This is a genomic window from Blastococcus sp. HT6-4 (genome assembly GCF_039679125.1).
Classification (GTDB): domain Bacteria; phylum Actinomycetota; class Actinomycetes; order Mycobacteriales; family Geodermatophilaceae; genus Blastococcus; species Blastococcus montanus.
This window is the reverse complement of sequence record NZ_CP155551.1, coordinates 2509804-2529672: the sequence shown is the minus strand read 5'-3', so window position 1 is coordinate 2529672 and position 19869 is coordinate 2509804. Positions and strand designations below refer to the sequence as shown.

At 74.0% G+C, this 19869-nt stretch carries 13 protein-coding genes; 8 read left to right on the top strand and 5 right to left on the bottom strand.

Annotation, left to right across the window (positions count from 1 at the left end; translation table 11 throughout):
- Window positions 1–38: 38 nt before the first annotated feature.
- Window positions 39–1775 carry a hypothetical protein gene (locus tag ABDB74_RS12165; RefSeq protein ID WP_346618803.1) on the top strand — a complete coding sequence of 579 codons (1737 nt, stop codon included), beginning with the start codon at window positions 39–41 and terminating at the stop codon, window positions 1773–1775.
- Here the strand turns inward: ABDB74_RS12165 and ABDB74_RS12160 are convergent.
- Entirely contained in the window at window positions 1667–3037 is a 1371-nt protein-coding gene (locus ABDB74_RS12160) for a glycosyltransferase family 4 protein (RefSeq protein ID WP_346618802.1), read from the bottom strand. The two genes, ABDB74_RS12165 and ABDB74_RS12160, sit on opposite strands and share 109 nt — an antisense overlap.
- A 69-nt stretch (window positions 3038–3106) precedes the next feature.
- Between ABDB74_RS12160 and ABDB74_RS12155 the strand changes: the two genes are divergently transcribed.
- A complete protein-coding gene (locus tag ABDB74_RS12155; protein WP_346618801.1) occupies window positions 3107–3832 on the top strand; it encodes a class I SAM-dependent methyltransferase in 726 nt (241 codons plus the stop codon).
- A 271-nt stretch (window positions 3833–4103) separates the two neighbouring features.
- Complete coding sequence (locus ABDB74_RS12150; protein WP_346618799.1) at window positions 4104–5045, top strand: DUF3068 domain-containing protein; 942 nt, start codon at window positions 4104–4106, stop codon at window positions 5043–5045.
- A gap of 297 nt (window positions 5046–5342) precedes the next feature.
- Here the strand turns inward: ABDB74_RS12150 and ABDB74_RS12145 are convergent, their stop codons facing one another.
- Both ABDB74_RS12145 and ABDB74_RS12140 read right to left on the bottom strand, forming a co-directional pair.
- Window positions 5343–7130: a hypothetical protein gene (locus ABDB74_RS12145; RefSeq protein WP_346618798.1), complete on the bottom strand. Its 1788-nt coding sequence runs from the start codon at window positions 7128–7130 to the stop codon at window positions 5343–5345.
- Window positions 7127–11104 (bottom strand): alpha-(1->3)-arabinofuranosyltransferase family protein, encoded by a 3978-nt coding sequence (locus ABDB74_RS12140; protein WP_346623884.1) that lies wholly within the window; start codon window positions 11102–11104, stop codon window positions 7127–7129. The genes ABDB74_RS12145 and ABDB74_RS12140 overlap by 4 nt, the downstream gene beginning before the upstream one ends.
- 179 nt (window positions 11105–11283) lie before the next feature.
- Between ABDB74_RS12140 and ABDB74_RS12135 the strand changes: the two genes are divergently transcribed.
- Window positions 11284–12012 carry a class I SAM-dependent methyltransferase gene (locus tag ABDB74_RS12135; RefSeq protein ID WP_346618797.1) on the top strand — a complete coding sequence of 243 codons (729 nt, stop codon included), beginning with the start codon at window positions 11284–11286 and terminating at the stop codon, window positions 12010–12012.
- On the opposite strand, the gene ABDB74_RS12130 is transcribed toward ABDB74_RS12135, so the two are convergent.
- Window positions 11997–12842, bottom strand: coding sequence for a methyltransferase domain-containing protein (locus ABDB74_RS12130; RefSeq protein ID WP_346618796.1), 846 nt, complete (start codon window positions 12840–12842; stop codon window positions 11997–11999). The two genes, ABDB74_RS12135 and ABDB74_RS12130, sit on opposite strands and share 16 nt — an antisense overlap.
- Before the next feature lie 72 nt (window positions 12843–12914).
- A complete protein-coding gene (locus tag ABDB74_RS12125) occupies window positions 12915–13547 on the bottom strand; it encodes a helix-turn-helix domain-containing protein (protein WP_346618795.1) in 633 nt (210 codons plus the stop codon).
- A 92-nt stretch (window positions 13548–13639) separates the two neighbouring features.
- On the opposite strand from ABDB74_RS12125, the gene ABDB74_RS12120 reads away from it, so the two are divergent.
- From ABDB74_RS12120 to ABDB74_RS12105, 4 genes are all read left to right on the top strand, one after another.
- Window positions 13640–14971: an MFS transporter gene (locus ABDB74_RS12120; RefSeq protein ID WP_346618793.1), complete on the top strand. Its 1332-nt coding sequence runs from the start codon at window positions 13640–13642 to the stop codon at window positions 14969–14971.
- A 118-nt stretch (window positions 14972–15089) separates the two neighbouring features.
- Complete coding sequence (locus ABDB74_RS12115; RefSeq protein ID WP_346618792.1) at window positions 15090–16646, top strand: gluconokinase; 1557 nt, start codon at window positions 15090–15092, stop codon at window positions 16644–16646.
- Between the two features lie 26 nt (window positions 16647–16672).
- On the top strand, window positions 16673–18232 hold the full coding sequence (locus ABDB74_RS12110; RefSeq protein ID WP_346618791.1) for a GntP family permease: 1560 nt from the start codon (window positions 16673–16675) through the stop codon (window positions 18230–18232).
- Window positions 18233–18290: 58 nt separating this feature from the next.
- A complete protein-coding gene (locus tag ABDB74_RS12105) occupies window positions 18291–19865 on the top strand; it encodes an FMN-binding glutamate synthase family protein (RefSeq protein WP_346618789.1) in 1575 nt (524 codons plus the stop codon).
- Window positions 19866–19869 lie beyond the last annotated feature (4 nt).

The following is a 19869-nucleotide window of genomic DNA, read 5'->3' as shown; positions in this document are numbered from 1 at the left end:
AGGCCGGCGCGGGGACCTCCGGACGGGATGGGGTGCAGGTGGACCAGCGATGGACGCGCGCCGACGCCTCGCCGTGGCCGGCGAGGCTGCTCGCGCTGGTCGTGGCACTGCTGGTGACCGGCCCGGCGCTGGGCCCCGGGTACGTCCTGCTCCGGGACATGGTGTTCGTGCCCCGGCAGGAGCTCGACCTGGATGCCCTGGGGCTCGGCGGCTCGCTGCCGCGGGCGGTGCCGGTCGATGCGGTGATGGGCGTGCTCACCGGCGTCGTGCCGGGGGATCTCGTGCAGAAGGCGGTCCTGCTGGCGACCGTCTCCTTCGCGGTGCTCGGTGCGGCCAGGCTCGTGCCACCCGGCCCGGACGGGCGGCGCGGGGCGGCGGGGTTGGTCGCCGGGCTGGTGTACGGCTGGAGCCCCTACCTGGCCGAGCGGCTGCTGATGGGGCACTGGACGCTGCTGGTCGCGTACGCCGCCCTGCCCTGGATCGCGCGGGAGTCGCTCCGCCTGCGCGCCGGGATGCGCGGGTCCCTTCCGCGGCTGCTGCTCACCTGCGTGCCGGCGGCGCTGAGCCCCACCGGCTCCCTGCTGGCCGGCGGTGTCGTGCTCGCGCTCGTCGGGCGGCAGCGTGTGCCGGTGGCCGCCGGCGGGCTGCTGCTGCTCTCCCTGCCCTGGATCGTGGCCGGAGCCCTGCACCCGGCCGGTGGGGCGTCCGACGCGGTGGGGGTGGACGCCTTCGCCGCGAGGCCGGAGAACTGGGGCGGCACCCTGCTGGCGCTGCTGGGCACCGGGGGCATCTGGAACGAAGGCGCCGTTCCCGGCAGCCGGACGTCCGTGCTGGTCCCGCTGCTGACCGTCCTGCTGGTCGCGGTGGCCGTCGCCGGCTGGGCCGGTCGCCGTCCGTTCGGCCGGCCGGCCCGTGGGCTGCTGGTGCTCGGTGGTGCCGGTGTGCTGCTCGCCGGGGTGGGCGCCGTCCCGGGCGCCGCGGGCCTGCTCGAGTGGGCCGTGGAGACGGTCCCGGGAGCCGGGCTGCTGCGGGACGGGCAGAAGTGGATCGCCTGGTGGGCGCTGCCGCTCGCCGTGGGCGCCGGGCTGGGCACCCGCCGGCTGGTGTCGGCGGTCGCGCGGCGCGACGGGGGGCCGGTGCTCGGGGGTGCCCTGGTGGCCGGGCTGCTCGCGCTGCCGCTGATCGCGATGCCCGACCTGGTCTGGGGTGCCGGCGGACGGCTGCAGCCGGTGCGCTATCCGGCCGACTGGGACCGGGTCCGCGAGGCGCTGACCGACGACGGCACCGGCGACGTGCTGGTGCTGCCGTTCGGCGCCTACCGGGCGTTCGACTGGAACGACGACCGCCCGCAGCTCGACCCCGCCGCGCGCTGGCTGTCCCGGCCGGTGGTCGCCGACGACGACCTGGTCGTCGGGGGCCGGACGGTGGCCGGGGAGGACCTGCGCGCCCGTGCGGTGGCGCCGGCTGGTGACGACCCGGCGGCACTGGCCGATCTCGGCATCGGCTGGGTGCTCGTCGAGCGGGGCACCCCGGGCCGGCCCGTGCCCGAGGGCGTGGCCGCGCTGCCCCTGATCGTCGACGGCGCCGACCTGCGGCTGTACCGGGTTCCCGGGGCCCGACCTGGGCCTTCGCCGTCGGCGGTGCGCGTCGTCGCCGTGGTGGGCGCTCATGCCGTCGCGCTGGGGGTGGGCGTGGGCGCGGTGTTGTGGATCACGACGTCGGGCTCTACCGTTGCGCTCCGTCGCCGCCCTCCACGGAAAAGAGTCGCGCCATGAAGACCCTCATCGCCGTCATGCTGGCCCTGGGTGGCGGGTCCGGTCTCGCCGTCGCCGCGGTCCTCGGCCTCGAGGCCGCCATGGACCCCGACAGCACCGTCGAGACGGGGAGCAGCGAGCAGATCCAGGTGCTGGAGTACGGCAACCGGGGCTGATCCCTCGGCCGCCCGGGCCAGCGCCCGGGCGAACCCCCGGACGCTCGCAGCCCAGCTGTACCCCGCCGCGTGACGGGCGGCGGCCTCGCCCATGAGCCGGCGGGCCGCCCCGTCGGTGAGCAGCTGCTCGACTGCTTCCACCATCTCGTCGAGGTCGTCGACCAGCACCCCGGTCCGTCCGTCGACGACCGATTCGCGCAGACCGCCGGCCGACCGGTAACCGACCGTCGGCACGCGGTGCGCCCCCGCCTCGGTCACGACCAGTCCCCAGCCCTCCTTCACCGACGGGCACAGGTGCACCCAGGCCCGGGCCAGCTCCTCGTGCTTGGCCTGCTCGTCGAGAAAGCCGTGGAACTCCACGAGGTCGCCGACGCCGAGCCGCTCGACGCACGACCGCAGCTCGTCCTGCCACCAGCCCTCGCCGATGACGGCGAGCCGCAGTCCGGGCCACCGGTCCTGCAGCCGAGCGACCACCTCGATGGCGTGCTCGACCCGCTTGTGCGGCACCAGCCGGCCGAGGACCACCAGGCGCGGCTGCTCGTCGGGCACGACGCGCACCGCGGGTGCCGGCTCCACGCCGTTCGGGACGACGGTGATCCGGTCGGCCGCCACACCGAGGGCGGTCAGCTCCGTGGCCGTGGCCCCGGAGACGGTCACGTACCGGCTGCGCCGGTACAGACGGGGGGCGAGGACCGACTCCAGCCACCAACCGACGGCCCCGCCGGCCCGGCCGAACACGATCGGCCACTGCTCCCGGTGCACGTGGTGCACGACGTTGACCACCGGACCTCGCGCGACCAGGGTGCTGCCGAAGGGCAGGCCGTTCTGGACGTCGACGACGATCGCGGGCCGGTGCCACGCCACGTGCAGGAGGGCCCGCGCGTAGACCGTCAGGCGTCCGCCGCGGTGCACCACCGCGACGCCGTTGACCCGCTCCTCGGCCGGGGCCCGGTCGTGGGCGGCGCAGAACAGCCGGACGCGCAGCCCGCCGGCCGCAAGCCCTTCGGCGATCCGGTGGACGTAGCGTTCGGAGCCGCCGCCTTCGGGATGACTGGCGTCCCGCCAGTTCACGAAGAGGACGTCGATCTCCGTTGATCGAGAAGTCACCGCGCGAGACTACCGTCGGGTAACAAGACCGCCAGCAGTTCTTTCCATCGAAAGGTACGGTCCCGAAGAATGGCACGCTCTGCGACCCTGTCGCGGTCGATCACGCTGTTCCGGGCATTCCTGCGGGAACAGCCCGAACCCGACCTGTTCTACGGGGTGCTGGCCGCGGACTCCGCCCGGCAGCTCGCGGAGCACGCGCCCCTGAGCGGGGCCCTGCTGCTCGACGTCGGGGGCGGGCCCGGCTACTTCGCCGAGGCCTTCCGGGCGGCCGGCGCGCGCTACGTGGGCCTCGAGCCCGACGCCGGCGAGCTCGTCGCCCGGGGGGAGCCGGAGCCCGGCACGGTGCGGGGGAGCGGCGAAGCGCTGCCGGTCCGGACCGCGGCGGTGGACGTCTGCTACTCGTCGAACGTGCTCGAGCACGTCGCCTCGCCGTGGACCATGACGGCCGAGATGGTGCGCGTGACCAGGCCCGGAGGCACGGTGTTCCTGTCGTTCACCCCCTGGTGGTCGCCCTGGGGCGGGCACGAGACCGCTCCGTGGCACTACCTCGGCGGCCACCGGGCGCGACGGCGCTACCGGCGGCGGGAGGGCCGCGAGCCGAAGAACCGGTTCGGGGAGTCACTGTTCCCCGTGTCGGTCGGCGCGGCGCTGCGCTGGGCGCGATCCTGCCCCGACGTCGAGGTGGTCGCCACCTTCCCCCGCTACCACCCGTGGTGGGCGCGGTGGATCGTCGCCGTCCCGCTGCTGCGCGAGGTCGTCTCCTGGAATCTCGTCATCGTGATGCGTCGCCGTTGAATCGGCACGAAATGGCCACGGCGACCGTTCGATCACGCACGGTCAGCGCCCCAGTACGGAGCGGTACCGGTCGTGGTACGCCCGGTTACCGTCTCGATTCGCCGGTTCGGGTGACCCGACGGCAGGGGAGTGGGGGGCTCGATGCGGGAAAGCGCACCAGGCTGGTACGGGTTCGTATCGGCCGCTGTTTGGTTTTCGGCTACTCGCCAGTAGGGTGACCGGGCCGCGACAGCAGCGAGGCCGTCGCGCCGACACAGGAGGAGCCATCCGCATGCGAGGACGCGCCGTCGGGTTGGGCTTGCTGGGGCTGGGAGCGTTCCTGCTCGTGGGAGCCTTCATGGTGGGGCTGGTGCTGGCGCCGACGATGGTCAAGTTGCCGCTGGACCAGACCGCGGAACCGACCGCGGTCGGCAGTGACGTCAGCTTCTTCGACCTGGGCGAGATGCGTCAGCTGCGTGGGCTCGATGCCGAGGTGCAGCAGCGGGTGCAGGGCGATCCCACGTCGGAGGCGGCGGGGGAGGACATCGCGGTCTGGAACTTCGGCTCGGTCATGACCGACAGCGACGGCCAACTGATGAACGCCTCCACGTACCGGGTGTGCCTGGACAGGACCGACGCCGTCGCCGTGGCCTGCGACGTCGACCAGGTGGACTACGACCGGGACAAGGACGTGGAGGGCCTCACCCTCACGTTCCCGTTCGGCACCGAGCAGCGCGACTACGACCTGTTCAACCCGACCACCGGCCAGAGCTTCCCGGCCCGCTTCGAGGGTGTCGAGGAGATCCAGGGCCTGGAGGTCTACAAGTTCGTCACGACGGTGCCCGAGACAGTCATCCGGGAGACCGACGTTCCCGGCGCGCTGGTCGGTGACCCCGAGGCGGGCACCGTGCCGGCGGAGGTCGTGTACAGCAACCAGCGCACCGTGTGGGTGGAACCCACCAGCGGGGTCGTCGTGACCGCGAAGGAGACGCCGAACACGGTCCTTCGTGGACCGGACGGCACGACGGGGGCGACCATCCTCGCCGGCACCTTCAGCGGCACCGACGAGACCGTCGCCGCCGGCGTGGAGCGGGCCGAGGAGACGCGCGGTCAGATCACCCTGATCCAGCGGACGCTGCCGCTCCTGATGGCCGGTCTCGGACTGGTGCTCCTGGTCGTCGGGGTGGTGCTCCTCCTGCGGGGCCGGACCGACCGCCGTCGCGGCGCAGCCTGATCGGACCTGTCTGCCCGGTCGTCCGATCGGGTCCATCCGCGCCCGCGGGCGCGGTCGGCGACCCACCGGCGCTGAACCGGTCCCCGCACCCTGCCCGGCCGGCGTCCGGCGCCCAGACCCGGGGCCGGCGCCGGTGTGGCGCATCGGCGACGCGTGGACCGGCGCGGTCGGTAGCGCGGGCGCGGCCACGTCCGGCGTGAAACCGGCGCTACCCCGGTGCGCCAGCGCGGGCACCGGTACGGGCGCCGGCATCAGCGCCTGTGGGCCGTCCTCGCCGCGAGACGGGGTGCGATGCGATCAGTCGGCAGGCCATGGTGTGCCGGCGACCACGTCGCTGGCGCAGATCCCGCCGGAGGCGACATCGGACACGCGGGCCCGCACCCGTCCCTCCTGTCCGGTGACCACGAAGGTGACATGGCCGACGCCCGCGGGCACGGCCACGGCCTGCCTGTCCTGTCCGACGGTCAGGTGCAGGGTCGCCGGCTGCCCCGTCACGTAGCCGACGCGGAGCACCTGCGGGCGGCGGGAGGTGGGTGGCAGGGTGCCGAGCGACTGCCACGTGCCCTCGATCCGCCAGCCGCAGTCCTGGACCGGGCCGGACGCTGCCAGGGTCGGCTGGATCACGGTGATCGAGCGCAGGTTCGCCAGCGCGTCGAACATCCGCACGTCGGTTCCGGGTTGGTCGAACTCCCGTTCCCTGCCGACCGCTCGCAGCAGCCCCTCCAGGTCGGTGCTGATGCTGACGGTGGCCGGCAGGGCGGTGGAGATGACCGAGACCCCGGGATTGGCGTCCAGCTGCCGCACCACACCGTGCACGTAGTTGCGCGAGTGCTCGTGCTGCAGTCCGTCCGCGAGGAGGAGGGTCGTCAGCAGGCAACTCGCGACCAGGACTGCCGTGCTTCCCACCGTGACGCTCGTCGAACCCGCAGCCCGCCGGAACCAGCGGGGGGTCCGCCGGGCCGGGACCGGGCCGGCGAACGCAGCGCAGAACGCGATCGCCAGGACGGGCAGCGAGTCGGTGATGTACCGCGGATCGCGGGCCAGCAGCGTGATGAAGCCGGCCCGGCCCACCTGCATGAGGGCGATGTCGACGGCGACGTAGCCGACGGCCAGCAGCCAGCCCTGGAGGGCGAGAGGACCGCGCACCCACACGCTGAGCCCGACGACGGCCAGGAACAGCAGGGCGAAGAACGCGGCGAGCAGGGCACTCGTGTTGGGGAAGACGGTGTTCTCGGCGCCCGTGGTGGTCCACGGTCCCCCGAAGATGCCGGGCAGCAGCATCCGGAACACCACGTCGCGGCTCGTCGCCGCGACGGACTGCGCGTCCTCGCCCAGCAGTGACGCCGAGTCGACCACCGAGAGGTAGATGGCGGTGTAGAGAGCGGCCACGACGGCGTGCGGAGCGAGGAACCGCCACTGCCGCAGGAGCAGGCGCAACCGCTGCCGGACGGGCTGACGGCCCCATTCCACGAGAACGAGCACGGCGACCAGGGTGGGCAGGATCAGCAGCGCCTTCTCCCAGAACAGGAGGCCGATGGCGTGCGCGAGGACCGACCCTGCCGCCCACCGCCACGAGCGCCGCCGTACCGCGCGGACCAGGCCCAGCAGCGCCAGCAGCATGGCGATCTGGAGGGGAAGCGCCTGCAGCCCCGCGGCCCACCACGTGGCGACAGGGAGGGCCAGGGGGGTGAACAGGTAGCCGGCGAAGGGGAGCAGGAGCCACGGCGAGCGGCCGAACAGTTCCCGGAGCACCCCGAGCAGCAGGCACGACGCCACCAGTTGCAGGACGAGGAGGCTCAGGGCGGCGGGGAGAAACGAGGTGCCCGCGTCCCGGCCGATGAGCCAGTACAGGAAGTACTGCCCGACCTCCAGATGGCCGCTGTAGTCCCGGACAAGGAACTCCTTCGAGAGACCCAGCCGGCGCGCGAGCTCGACGTGGTGGAAGTCGTCCTGCCAGTAGTAGGAGGGCAGGACGACCCCGGCACGGACGATCGTCTGCAGAGTGATCAGAATGCCGCCGGCGAGCAGCTGCGGGTCGACCCGCACCCGCGGCCCCGCTGGCCGGTGGGCGGTCTCGTCGCTCATCGGAACCTCCGGGTCAGCGGTCGGGCAACGTACGACGCAGTGGAGCTCAGGTTGAGGTCGAGGGTCGGGCGCCGGACTCGGACGGTCTGCGCCAGCACGAGCCCGAGCCCGAGCGCGGCCGTCCCGTCCGCCCAGACCCCCGGACGCCCCACGGCGAGCCCGGCCGAGGTGGCCGCGAGGACTCCGCTCACCAGGAGGGCCACGGCCCCGAGCGCGGTGGCGTACCGGCGGACCGGCGGCACCAGGCCGGCGGCCCATCCCGCGGCCAGAGGGACGCCGCCGGAGATCAGCGCGGCGACGCCGACCGCCGCGGCCGTGCCGGCGCCCAGTGAGCGATCGTGCGAGGTGAGGTCGCTGGCCACGCCGCCGCCCCGTCTCCGTCCGCGCGGGGACAGCGCCGCGAGCACCACGAGCACCACGGCCAGGACCAGGCCGGCCAGCAACGTCCCGCGGTACCAGGGGTCGGGCACGAACTCGAGCACGACGTCGCCGGACACCGCGGCCGGGATCCGGTACCCCTGCTGCCAGCCGTCGAGCACCACCGGCTCGAGGACGTCTCCGTCGAGGGTCGCCCGCCAACCGTCGTTCACGTTCTCGGCGATCCGCAGGACGGCCGCAGGACCGTCGGCCACGGAGACCACGCGCCGAGTGTCGCCCCACGATGTCACCTGCAGGCGGCCGTCGTCGCCGCTGCCGGTGGCGGCGGCGTCCCCGCCGGCGGGACGCCAGGTGAGGGACAGCGGCTCGAACCGGGACGTCGCCTCGGCCACCACCCGGTGGGTGCCCGGAGCCAGCGGAACCGGCCCGTCACAGGAACGCCAGGTCAGCGGACGTCCGCCAACCACGTCCTGCAACGTCCCGGTGACCTCGGTCGGATAGGGCACGTCATCGATCCGGATCTCGGGCCCCAGGCCGCATTCGGCACCGGTCGTGCTGTCCAGTGACGGCCGGTGCTGCAGGCCCTCCAGGCCGTCGACGCGGACCTCGCCGATCCCCATCGGCGCGCCGGCCCCCGATGGCGCCGCCGACCGGTCGAAGGTGATCGAGACCCCGCCCGGGGCCGGCAGCGGCTCGAAGAAGCCGAAGTCGGTGAGGTCCACCTCGCGGACGCCTTCGGACGACTCGATCCGTGCCCGGAGAGGGGCGGCCGCCGGAACGGGCGCCTTGTCGACCGCGAGCCGGGTGAGGGTGCGCTCACCGGACCAGGCCAGGTGCAGGGTCGCGCTGGAGTCGTCCGGATCGGCCAACCACGGGGTCTCCGGCCGCCCGTCGAAGGCGAACGCGCCGGAGACGGACGGATCACCTCCCAGCACCGAGGTCGACGTCACCGCCGCGGTCGAGTCGTCGACCGGCGCGAGCAGGGCCGCCGCACCGGCCTCGGCGGTGACGGTTCCGGAGAGCTCCCACGTGCCGCCCTCGACGACCTCGAGCCGCCGGTCGATCCCGTTCCACTCGGTCTCCCGGATCTCCGACGTCTGGCAGCGCGGGCCGTATCCGACGTCCACGCAGGGTCGCCGCGGTGCCTCGTTGCGCAGCGTCAGCGAGCTGTCGGCTCCGATCGGCCGAGGTACGTGCAGAGTCCGCCCCGGGGCCGTCCCCGGGATCTCCACCTCTTCGATGGCGACCGGTGACGACGCACCGAGTCCTGGGGCCACCGACACGACGGAGATGCGCACCTGGCGTACGGGGACCTCCGGCACGGGCACCACCAGTCGCCCGCCCCGGGGGACACCGTAGACCCGTGACTCGCCGTCGAAGGAGATCATGGCCTCCTGCACGGTCGCCGTGCCGGCGACCTCGAGGAAGGACACCTGCAGCACCCCGCCGGTCACGGGGCGATCCAGGTCGACCGCCAGCCACTGGCCGGTCGGCGGCACGAGCGGTGCGGACCGCCAGGCCGTCCCCCGGCGGCCGTCGAAGGCCGCCGCGGGCCCGTGGAAGGGCAACACCGGCCCGAAGGTGTCCGCGTATCCCTGCGAGCTGGACGCCCGGACGGCGTCCACCGCGAGATGCTCCGCGGCGGCCCGCCGGACGGTCGGGGCTCCCGGGTAGTCGTGCGTCGGCCGGTCCTCCCGGTAGCGCGCCGACCCGGTCATCACCTCGCTCACCGCGTCGTGGCTGCGGCCGAACTGGCGCTCCACCCGCCGGTAGCCGTCGCTCACCAGGTCGGCCGGCTCGGCGGCGGAGCGCACGACCACGGGCTGGAGGGGCGACAGCGTCCCGGCGTCCAGGGCGGCGAGCACGTCCTCCGGTCCGCCATCCAGCGTCACCACGTCCCGTGCCTCGGCCAGAGCGACCCGCGGCGCCGCGTCGGTGACGGTGAACACGCTGATGAGGTCCTGGTCCGGAAGGCCGGTGCTGCCGAACCCGGCCACCCGGCGCAGCCCCGGGCTGTCGAGGAGCGCGCGCTCGACCCGGTCCGCGGGCGCGGTCTCGGCGGCGGTCCTGTCGAGATCCCGGCGGACGACGACGTGCGTGATGCCGGCCCTCCCCAGGAACTGAGCCAGGCCGGCGCTGCCGTGCCCGTTCGCCAGCCGGGTCTCCACGGCGTCCAGCACGCGCGCCGTCGGTCCCGGGACCAGCGGTACCTGGCTGCGGGTCACCCAGGCGGTCCCGGTCAGGCCCTGGAGCGGCTCGTCGATCGTCCACCCCCACGAATGGACCCCGAAACCGGCGCCGGGCACGACCAGTGCGCGGCTGTCCGGCCGGTCCTCGAGGTAGTCGGCCAGCGCGGCCCACGCCTGGGGCACCTCCGTCCAGCCCGGCATCCGCAGACCGCCGGTGAACAGTGGTGCGGCGCTGACGAGGAGGACGACGACCAGGGAGGTGCCGGCGACACGCCGGGCCAACGGGAGGCGCCGGCTCTCCCCGCGCTCGTCCAGCAGGCGCCCGAGCCGTCCGACCGCCAGGGCTGCCGCGTGGGCGAACCCGAGCGCGATCGGCAACCGGATCAGGGGATCCACCTTGTGCACGTTCCGCAGGGGTGCCAGCGGCCCGTCGAGCAGCGCCCGGACCGGCTCGTCGACGAACGACCCGACCGCGGAGGAATTGCCGATCGTGAGCAGCAGCAGGCCGAGGACGAGAGACACGGTCAGCGGGATCCGCAGCGGCATGCGGCGGTGCAGCAGACCGACGAGCCCGAACGTCGCGATCGACATGGCGAGGAAGGCCAGCAAGCCCGACGTCGCGAGGGTGTGGGCGCCGGGCCACCAGCCTTCCCCGTCGATGCGGTGGTAGGCGACCCAGTGCTCGGCTCCCCGCAGGCTGTTCGCCCAGCCGGTCGGGGAGGTGGTCGTCGCAGCCGTCTCGATGAAGTCGAGGAACGGTGGGCTGTATCTCCCCAGGAGCAGGAGGGGACCGAGCCACCAGGCGCACGCGAGGCCTGTCCCGAGCGCCCACCAGCCCAGGAGGGCGGCGCCACCGCGGGTCCGGATGCGGCTGGCGGCCAGGAGGAAGGCCACGGGCAGGGCGGCGAGGGTGCCGGTGGCGTTGACCCCGCTCATGAACAACACCGCGACACCGGACAGCAAGCCGGCACGGCGAGCCGGGAGGCGCCCGTTCAGGGCGAGGACGAGTGGGAGCGCGACCCACGGCAGGACGGCCTCCGGGAGCACTTCACCGGAGAGCACGCCGACCGCACCCAGCAGACGCGGGGCGAGGGCGTAGGCGAGGCCGCCGAGCACCGCGGTGCCCCCGCCCAGTCCGAGAGCGCGGCAGATCCGGCGGGTCCCCTCGTAGGCGGCCACCAGCAGGAGCGCCGACCACAGGCGCTGGGCGAGCCAGTCGGGGACCCCGACGTGTTCGGCCGCGAGGAAGAAGGGCCCCTGGGGAAACAGATAGCCGTAGGCCTGATTCTGCAGCTCGCCGAGCGAGACGGGGTTCCACAGGTGCAACGCCCGGCCGAGGAACGAGGCGGGGTCGGCGGTCAGGTCGAACTTGGTGTCGAACGTCGTCCGCCCCGGCTGCTGCAGCAGCGAGCCGAGCAGCAGGAGCAGCCAGACAGCGGCGTTGCCCCACGGCCAGGACCGGATCGATCTCGGGCGACGGTGCCGGCCGGCGGCTGCGCTGATGTGATCCCTCCACGGCCGGTCGCGGCGAACACCTGTAGGGTGCCGCGCGAGTCTAGTCGTCCTTGTCTACCGATTGGTGATACGTGGCGGAATCCATTCCTGCCCCCGCCGAGGGAGTCTTCGCCGACATCTGGGCGCTCGCGGATGGCATTCCGGGTTGGCTGACGAGGGCGCAGGCCGAAATGCTCTTCCAGCAGGCCCGGTCGCTTCCCGAAGGCGCTCTCGCGGTCGAGATCGGTAGCCACCGCGGTCGCTCGACGGTGGTGCTGGCCTCGGCGATCAGGGAGCGGGGCGGCCGGCTCGTCGCCATCGACCCGTTCGTGGACGGGCGGTTGTTCGGGGGCAGCCGGACGCGCGTGGAATTCGAGCGGCACATCGCGATGGCCGGCGTCGAGAACATGGTCGAGCTGGTGTGCGACTACTCCACGAGAGCGCGCACGTCGTGGACCCGGCCGTTCGAATTGCTCTACATCGACGGAAAGCACGACTACTGGACGGTCAGCGACGATCTGAAGTGGCGCGTGCACCTTCCGGATGGCGCACCCGTGCTCGTGCACGACTGCTTCTCCTCGGTCGGGGTCACGTTGGGCATCCTCCGCCACGTGCTGCCGTCAGCCGACCTCCGCTACGAGGGGCGGGCGGGTTCGCTGGCGCTCTTCCGCGTGGGGCGGCCGACGCGTGCCGACCGGCTCCGAATCCTCGGCGAGATGCCCTGGTGCGTGCGCAACGTCTTCCTCAAGGTGCTGCTGCGGCTGCGGCTACGCCCGGTGGCGCGGGCGTTCGGCCACGACTCTCCCTATGACCCGTACTGATCGGCCGGCGCGGCGGGTGTCCACCGGCTGTCCGAGTAGATGCGCCGCTCCAGGAGCGCGCCGTTCCCCAATCGGAACTCGGGGCGGACCAGATCGTCGTACCGCAGGGCCCGCCGGCGCAGGCGCCGCTGCTTCCGGACGGTGACCGCGTCGGTCAGCACCTGGATCAACGTCGCCTGCAGGTCCTTGGTGTGCGGCGGCTGCGCCATGGCGTGCGCGACGAGCGAATCGGGAACGGCGCCCTCCACCCGGTGCGGGATCGTGCCCGTCCAGTGCAACATGACCACCCGGTGCTCGAACCGGCTGTTCAGGACGGACTCCACCCGGCGCTCCAGCCCCGAGCGGCGCAGGTACCTGGCGATCTCCGGATCGAAGTCCGGGGCGGTCTTGGCCGTCAGGACGAGCGTCGGCGGGTCGGTGCCCGGATCGAGCCGGCACCACCAGATGTGGCTGGGGAAGTCGACGATCTTGGCGCTCGACGCCTCGGGCACCTCGATGTAGCCGGCGCGGGACACGCGCATCAGTTCCTGGACGACGCCGGCCGGATCGACCACGTGCTCGAGCAGGTTCGAGCAGATCGTGTAGTCGAAGACGCCGTCCGCGAACGGCATCGCCACCGCGTCGGCGTTGAACAGCGGCCGGCTGACCCGGGCCCGCCCTCGTCCCGAGCGCTGGGCCGCGTACTCGTCCCCGAGGTAGCGGTCCAGGAGCACGTCCGCGCGCCAGGACGGCTTGTCGCCGCTGCCCACGTCGAGGACGAGCGCGTCCTCGGCGATCGGCAGCGCGATGCGCCGCTGGTGGAAGACACGCAGCGCCTGCATCACGGACATGACCGGGAAGTATCACATGCGGTCGCGGGCCGGTCCCGGAGCGCATGCCCCCGGGGCACCCGACGGCGGGGGTCAGGCCCGGCGTTCCAGCAGCCCGACGACGGTCGCCGTCGCGGCGTCCACGTCATCGGTGAAGTGCTGGGCCTCGCCGCGCTCCACGCGCGCGAGCATCAGCTCGTTGATGCCGCCGACAGCGGCCAGCACGAGCTCCCGGCCGACCGGCCGGACCTCGTCGGGGTGCTCCGCGGCGAGCGTCGCGGCGACCTCGCAGAGCAGGTCGACGTACCGGTCGACCACCTGCCGCCGCAGGGCGCGCGCCCGGGGGCCGGCAGCCTGGACCTCGACCAGCGCCGCCCACGCCACCGCCGGCCCGGCCGCCAGCGTGCCGAGGTAGGTGCCGATGCCCGCCCGCACGCGCTCCCGCCACGGGAGCCCGGTCGCCCGCGCCTCCTCCTGCGCCCGGCGGACCTGATCCAGCACCGTGTCGTTCGCGCGGGTGTAGAGCTCGAGCAGGCAGTGCTCCTTGTCGCGGAAGTGCGCGTAGACGACGGTCTTCGACACCCGGCCCGCGCGGGCGATGTCGGAGATGGTCGTGGCCTGGTAGCCCTTCTCCGCCATGCAGGTCGCGAGCGCCCAGAGGATCCGGCCGCGACGGTGTGCGTCCTCCACGGCCGGGTCGTCGGTGGGGTCGACAAGGGGGTCCATCGGGTCGGAACCCTAGTGCGCCGGAAGGTCCTGGTGAGGGATCTCACCGGCCCGGTGTGGAAGCGCCGCGCGGCGTGCGGTGTCCTTCCGTGGTGACCTCGGCAACCGTGTCCCGTCCGCCGGCCGGCGCCTACGCGATGTGGGCCGTCGGGCTGCTGGCCTACGCGGTCGCGGTGTTCCACCGCTCGTCGCTGGGGGTCGCGGCCGTCGAGGCGCAGGAACGGTTCTCGGCGGGCGCGTCGGCGGTGTCGCTGTTCCTGGTGCTGCAGCTGGCCGTCTACGCCGGGCTGCAGGTGCCGGTGGGCGTGGCGCTGGACCGGTTCGGCGCCCGCCGGATGATCCTCGCCGGCGCGGTCACCATGGCCGTCGGGCAGCTGGTGCTGGCGCTGGCCGGCGACGTGCCCACCGCCGTCGCCGCCCGCGTGCTGGTCGGTGCGGGCGACGCCATGACGTTCATCAGCGTGCTGCGCGTGGTCGCCCTCTGGTTCCCCGGCACGGCGGCGCCGCTGGTCACCCAGCTCACCGGGATCCTGGGCCAGATCGGGTCGATCGTCGCCGCCTACCCGCTGGTCACCCTCCTGCACGCCACGTCGTGGACGGCGACGTTCCTGGGGGCCGCCGCGACCGGTGTGCTGGTCGCCGTCCTCGTGCTGGTGGCCCTGCGCGACGCCCCGGAGGGCACGCCGCGGCCGGTGGCCCGGGGGATCGCCGAGCTGCGCCGGGGCCTGGCCGCCACCTGGCGCGAGCCGGGCACCCGCATCGGCCTCTACACCCACCTGGTCACGCAGTTCTCCGGCACCGTCTTCGCGCTGCTGTGGGGCTACCCGTTCCTCGTGGTCGGGCAGGGCCTGAGCCCCGGGACGGCGGCCGGGTTGCTCACCCTGCTCGTCCTCGTCGGCATGGGCGTGGGGCCGGTGCTCGGCCGGCTGTGCGCCCGCTGGCCGCTGCGCCGGTCGGTGCTCGTCTTCACCATCCTCGCCGCGACGGCGACCGCCTGGACCCTCGTGCTGCTGTGGCCCGGCCGCGCGCCGCTGCCCGTGCTCGTGCTGCTGGTCGTCGTGCTCGGCACGAACGGGCCCGGATCCATGATCGGGTTCGACTACGCCCGGACGGAGAACCCGGTCGAGCGGCAGGGGAGCGCCAGCGGCGTCGTCAACGTCGGCGGCTTCGTGGCGTCGCTGCTCACCATCCTGGCGGTCGGCGCGGTGCTGGACCTGCTCACCCCGGGTGCGTCGACCGCCTACGACCTCGACGCCTTCCGGGCCGCCTTCTCGGTGCAGTACCTGTTCTGGGCGATCGGGCTGGCCGGCGTCGTCCGTCACCGCCGGGAGCTGCGGGCGAGGCTGGCCCGGGACGGGGTCGTCCTGGTACCGCTCCACGCCGTCGTCCGGACCCGGCTGCGCGGGGGCCCGGCAGCCCGCTGAGGTCGCGCCAGGCCCAGGGGTCGGTGTGCGATGGGCGCACCCGCGTCGCACGCGGTTGCCCGCGGACCCCGGTACGGGCACGATGCCGGACAGCGAACGAGCCGGTCAGGGGGGTGCCGTGGACGTCGTGGTCGGTCTCGACTCCGGGACGACGGCGACGAAGGCGGTGACCGCCGGCGCCGACGGCAGGGTCCGGGACGTCGCCAGCGTCGGGTACCCGTTGCTCGTGCCGGCTCCCGGCCGGGCCGAGCTCGACGCCGGGGAGTTGGTCGCCGCGGCCGTGGAGGCGCTGGCCGCCGTCACGGCCCGTGCCCACGACCGCGGGGACACCGTCGTCGCGGTCACCCTCAGCGCGGCGATGCACGGGCTGGTGCCGATGGACGACGACGGCCGCCCGCTGGGCCCGGTGCTCACCTGGGCCGACGACCGGGCCGCGCGCTGGGCGGAGGCGCTGGTGGCCGACGGCCGGGCGTCCCAGCTGCACGCCCGCACCGGCACCCCGGTTCACGCGATGTCCCCGCTGGTCAAGCTCTCCTGGGAGCGGGCCGACGACGCGGACCACGTGGCCGGCGTCCCCCGCTGGGGCGGGGTCAAGGAGCTGGTCGTCGCGGCCCTGTGCGGGGGCGGGCACGTGCTCGACCGGTCCTGCGCCTCGGCGACCGGGCTATACGACATCCGGGCCGGCCGCTGGGACGAGGAGGCCATGGCGATCGCCGGCGTGCGTCCCGCCCAGCTGGGGGAGGTGCTGCCGACCACGGCGGTCCTGCCGGGCCTGCGCCGCGAGGTGGCGGACGCGACCCGGCTGCCGGTGGACCTGCCGGTGGTCATCGGTGCGTCCGACGGGGTGCTCGCCAACCTCGGGATCGGGGCGGTGCGGCCCGACGTCGCCGCGGTGTCGCTGGGCACCAGCGGCGCGATGCGCGTCGTCGTCCCCACACCCACGGTGGACGCCGACCGCCGGCTGTTCTGCTACGCGCTCACCGACGACGCCTGGGTGGTGGGCGGCGCGATCAACAACGGCGGGTCGGTGGTGCGGTGGGCGGCCCAGGCGCTGGCCGCCGGCCTCGACGGCGCACCGGACCCGGTGGGGGAGGACGCCGACGCCCTCGACGCCCGGCTGCTGGCCGAGGCCGAGGCGGTGCCGGTGGGCAGCGCCGGGCTGCTGTGCCTGCCCTATCTCCTCGGCGAGCGGGCGCCGTGGTGGCGGTCGGGGCTGAGCGGCGCCTTCATCGGGCTGCGCCGGGAGCACCGGCGCCCGCACCTGGTCCGTGCCGCGGTGGAGGGCGTCTGCCAGCAGCTGGCGCTGGTGCGGGACGCCTTCGCCGCGACCGACCTGCCGGTGCGCGAGGTGCGGGCCACCGGCGGCGCGGTGGCCTCCCCGCTGTGGATCCGGACCCTCGCGGCCGCGCTGGACCTGCCGGTCCGCGTCGCCGACTCACCCGAGGGCACCGGGCTCGGCGCCTGCCTGCTCGGCTGGCACGCGCTCGGCGAGCTGCCCGACCTGGGCGCGGCCACCTCGCTGGTCGACGTCCACGACCCGGTGCTGCCCGACCCCGACGCCGTCGCCGTGTACCGGCAGCTGCGCCCACTGGCCGCCCAGGCCACCCGCGCGCTGGGCGACGTCCTCACCACGCTCGACACCCTCGACGACGAGCTGACCCCACCGCCCGAGTAGTCCCCGCCACTGCTGGAGGAGCACCCATGCCCGAGGTCGAACCCACACTGGGCGCCGGTCCGCTGCTGCTCATCGCCGCGGCAGGCGTCGCCCTCCTGCTTTTCCTGATCATGAAGCTGAAGCTGCACGCCTTCCTGGCGCTGGTGCTGGTCAGCTTCCTGGTGGCGCTGGTCGCCCAGGTGCCGCTGGAGGCGGTGGTCGGCACCCTGACCGCCGGCTTCGGCAGCACCCTGGCCGCGGTGGCCCTGCTGGTGGGCCTGGGCGCGATGCTCGGCCGGCTGCTGGAGTTCAGCGGCGGGGCCCAGGTGCTGGCCGACAGCCTGGTGCGCCGGTTCGGCGAGCAGCGGGCGCCACTGGCCCTGGGCGTCGCGGCGCTGCTGTTCGGCTTCCCGATCTTCTTCGACGCCGGGCTGGTCGTCTTCCTGCCGATCGTGTTCACGGTGGCCCGCCGGCTGGGTGGCTCGCTGCTCACCTACGGGCTGCCCGTCGCCGGCGCCTTCGCCGTCATGCACGCCTTCGTGCCCCCGCACCCGGGCCCCGTGGCCGCCGCCGAGCTGGTCGGCGCCGACATCGGCCTGGTGCTCGTCTTCGGGCTGCTCATCGGGCTGCCGACCTGGTTCCTGGGCAGCTACCTGTTCGGGCTGTGGGCCGGCCGGCGGTACGACATCGCCGTCCCCGACATCCTGAGCGCGGGCGGCCGCACCGGCCCGGACGCCGCCGAGGCCCCCGAGACGCCGCCCCAGGGCGGGACCCCGGCGGCCGGCGCGGTGGCGGGGGCCGGCGCGGCGGCCGGTGGGACGAGGCCGCCGGCGCCGGAGGGCACCGTGGCCGGCACCGCTCCCTCCGTCGCCGCGCCCTCGGGCGGGGGGAACCGGACGGCGACCGTCACCGCCGGCCCGCCGGCGTTCGGCACCGTCCTGGGGCTGCTCCTGCTCCCGCTGGTGCTGATCTTCCTCAACACGGGGCTGAGCACGCTGGCCACGGGTGGCGCCGTCGACGCGGAGGCGTGGTTCGTGCGGGTGGGGCAGCTCGTCGGCGCGACGCCGATCGCGCTGCTGATCACCGTGCTCGTGGCCTCCTACGTGCTGGGCAAGCACCGGGGCAGCTCGGGCGCGGAGATCGAGTCGGTGGTCAACAGCGCCCTGGGTCCGGTCTGCGCGATCATCCTGATCACCGGTGCCGGTGGGATGTTCGGCGGCGTGCTGCGGGCCAGCGGCATCGGGGAGGCCCTGGCCGACGTCCTGGGGGACATCGGCCTGCCGGTGATCGTGGCGGCGTTCGTGATCGCCGTCCTGCTACGGGTCGCCCAGGGGTCGGCGACCGTCGCGCTCACCACGGCGGCCGGTCTCATGGCGCCGGTGATCGCCGCGACCGACGGCGTCTCGACCGCCGACCGGGCGCTGGTCGTGATCGCCATCGCCGGCGGCGCGACCGTGCTGTCGCACGTCAACGACTCGGGCTTCTGGCTGGTCAGCCGGTTCTTCGGGATGGACGAGAAGACGACGCTGAAGACCTGGACCGTCATGGAGACCCTGCTCGGCACCATCGGGTTCCTCCTGGCGCTCGTGCTCAGCCTGTTCCTGTGATCCGCCGGCCCGGCCGGGAGGAACTGTCGGGACGGGGCGGCCGTGGCAGGGTGGAGAGATGACGCTCGCCTCGCGTGCCGCCGCGGCCGGCCTCTCCGCCCTGGCGGCCGTCGCCGTCCGAGACCTGCTGCAGCGGGAGCACTCGCTGCTGCGCAACTTCCCGGTGATCGGCCATGCGCGGTACCTGATCGAGTCGATCGGGCCGGAGCTGCGCCAGTACCTCGTGGCCGGCAACAACGAGGAGCGGCCCTTCACCCGCGACCAGCGGCGCTGGGTCTACGCCTCGAGCAAGCAGGAGAACAACTACTTCGGGTTCGGCACCGACAACGACCTCGAGTTCAGCGCCGGTTACCCGGTGATCAAGCACGCCACCTTCGGGGTGTCCGTGCCGGCCACCGACGTGCACACCGGGCAGGGCGTCGTCATGCCGTGCGCCAAGGTGCTCGGCGCCGCGCGCGGCCGGGCCGGGGCGTTCCGGCCGGCATCGGTCGTGAACATCTCCGCCATGAGCTTCGGCTCGCTGTCGGGTCCGGCGATCGAGGCGCTCAACCGCGGTGCCGCGCTGGCCGGGTGCCTGCACAACACCGGGGAGGGCGGCGTCTCGCGGTACCACCGGAACGGCGGCGAGCTCGTCTTCCAGATCGGGACGGCGTACTTCGGCTGCCGCGACGAGCACGGGCGGTTCGACCTGGACCGGCTCAAGGACCTCGTGGCCTCCGCGCCGGTGCGGGCGCTGGAGATCAAACTCAGCCAGGGCGCCAAACCGGGCCTCGGCGGGGTGCTGCCGGCGGCCAAGGTCTCGGCCGAGATCGCCGAGGCGCGCGGCGTCCGGGAGGGGGTCGACTGCATCAGCCCGTCCCGGCACGCGGAGTTCTCCGACGCCGACAGCCTCCTGGACTGGGTGGAGCTGCTGGCCGCCGAGACCGGTCTGCCGGTCGGCATCAAGTCCGCGGTCGGGGACCTCGCCTTCTGGGAGGAGCTCACCGACCTGATGGTGTCCACCGGCCGGGGCCTCGACTTCGTGACCATCGACGGTGGCGAGGGCGGGACGGGCGCCGCGCCGCTGATCTTCACCGACACGGTCTCGCTGCCGTTCCAGGTGGGCTTCGCCCGGGTGTACTCGGTGTTCGCGCGCAAGGGCCTGCACGAGTCGGTCGTCTTCGTCGGGGCCGGCAAGCTCGGGCTCCCGGACAACGCGACCGTCGCCTTCGCGCTGGGCTGCGACATGGTCAACGTCGGGCGGGAGGCGATGCTGGCCATCGGCTGCATCCAGGCGCAGAAGTGCCACACCGACACGTGCCCCACGGGCGTCGCCACGCAGAACGCCTGGCTGGTGCGCGGCCTGGACCCGGCGCTGAAGTCCGTCCGGACGGGCAACTACGTGCGCACGCTGCGCCGCGACCTGCTGAAGGTCGCCGAGGCGTGCGGGGTGCCGCACCCCGGGCTCATCGAGACCGACTCGGTCGAGATCCTCACCGGGCGCACCGCCTCGCAGCCGCTGGCGACGGTCTACGGGTACGAGCCGGGCTGGGGGCTGCCCTCGGCGGCCGACCGGGCGGCCATCACGGCGATCATGTGCGGCCAGGGCGAGCAGGGCGGCAGCGCACCGCCGTCCGAGGACGCCGTCGGCTGACCGG

Excerpts from the sequence above, each read along its gene's own strand:
- ABDB74_RS12150 (WP_346618799.1), top strand. The coding sequence starts at position 4,104 with ATGCGAGGACGCGCCGTCGGGTTGGGCTTGCTGGGGCTGGGAGCGTTC.
- ABDB74_RS12105 (WP_346618789.1), top strand. The coding sequence starts at position 18,291 with ATGACGCTCGCCTCGCGTGCCGCCGCGGCCGGCCTCTCCGCCCTGGCG.
- ABDB74_RS12145 (WP_346618798.1), bottom strand. The coding sequence starts at position 7,130 with ATGAGCGACGAGACCGCCCACCGGCCAGCGGGGCCGCGGGTGCGGGTC.
- ABDB74_RS12125 (WP_346618795.1), bottom strand. The coding sequence starts at position 13,547 with ATGGACCCCCTTGTCGACCCCACCGACGACCCGGCCGTGGAGGACGCA.
- ABDB74_RS12130 (WP_346618796.1), bottom strand. The coding sequence starts at position 12,842 with ATGTCCGTGATGCAGGCGCTGCGTGTCTTCCACCAGCGGCGCATCGCG.
- ABDB74_RS12155 (WP_346618801.1), top strand. The coding sequence starts at position 3,107 with ATGGCACGCTCTGCGACCCTGTCGCGGTCGATCACGCTGTTCCGGGCA.
- ABDB74_RS12110 (WP_346618791.1), top strand. The coding sequence starts at position 16,673 with ATGCCCGAGGTCGAACCCACACTGGGCGCCGGTCCGCTGCTGCTCATC.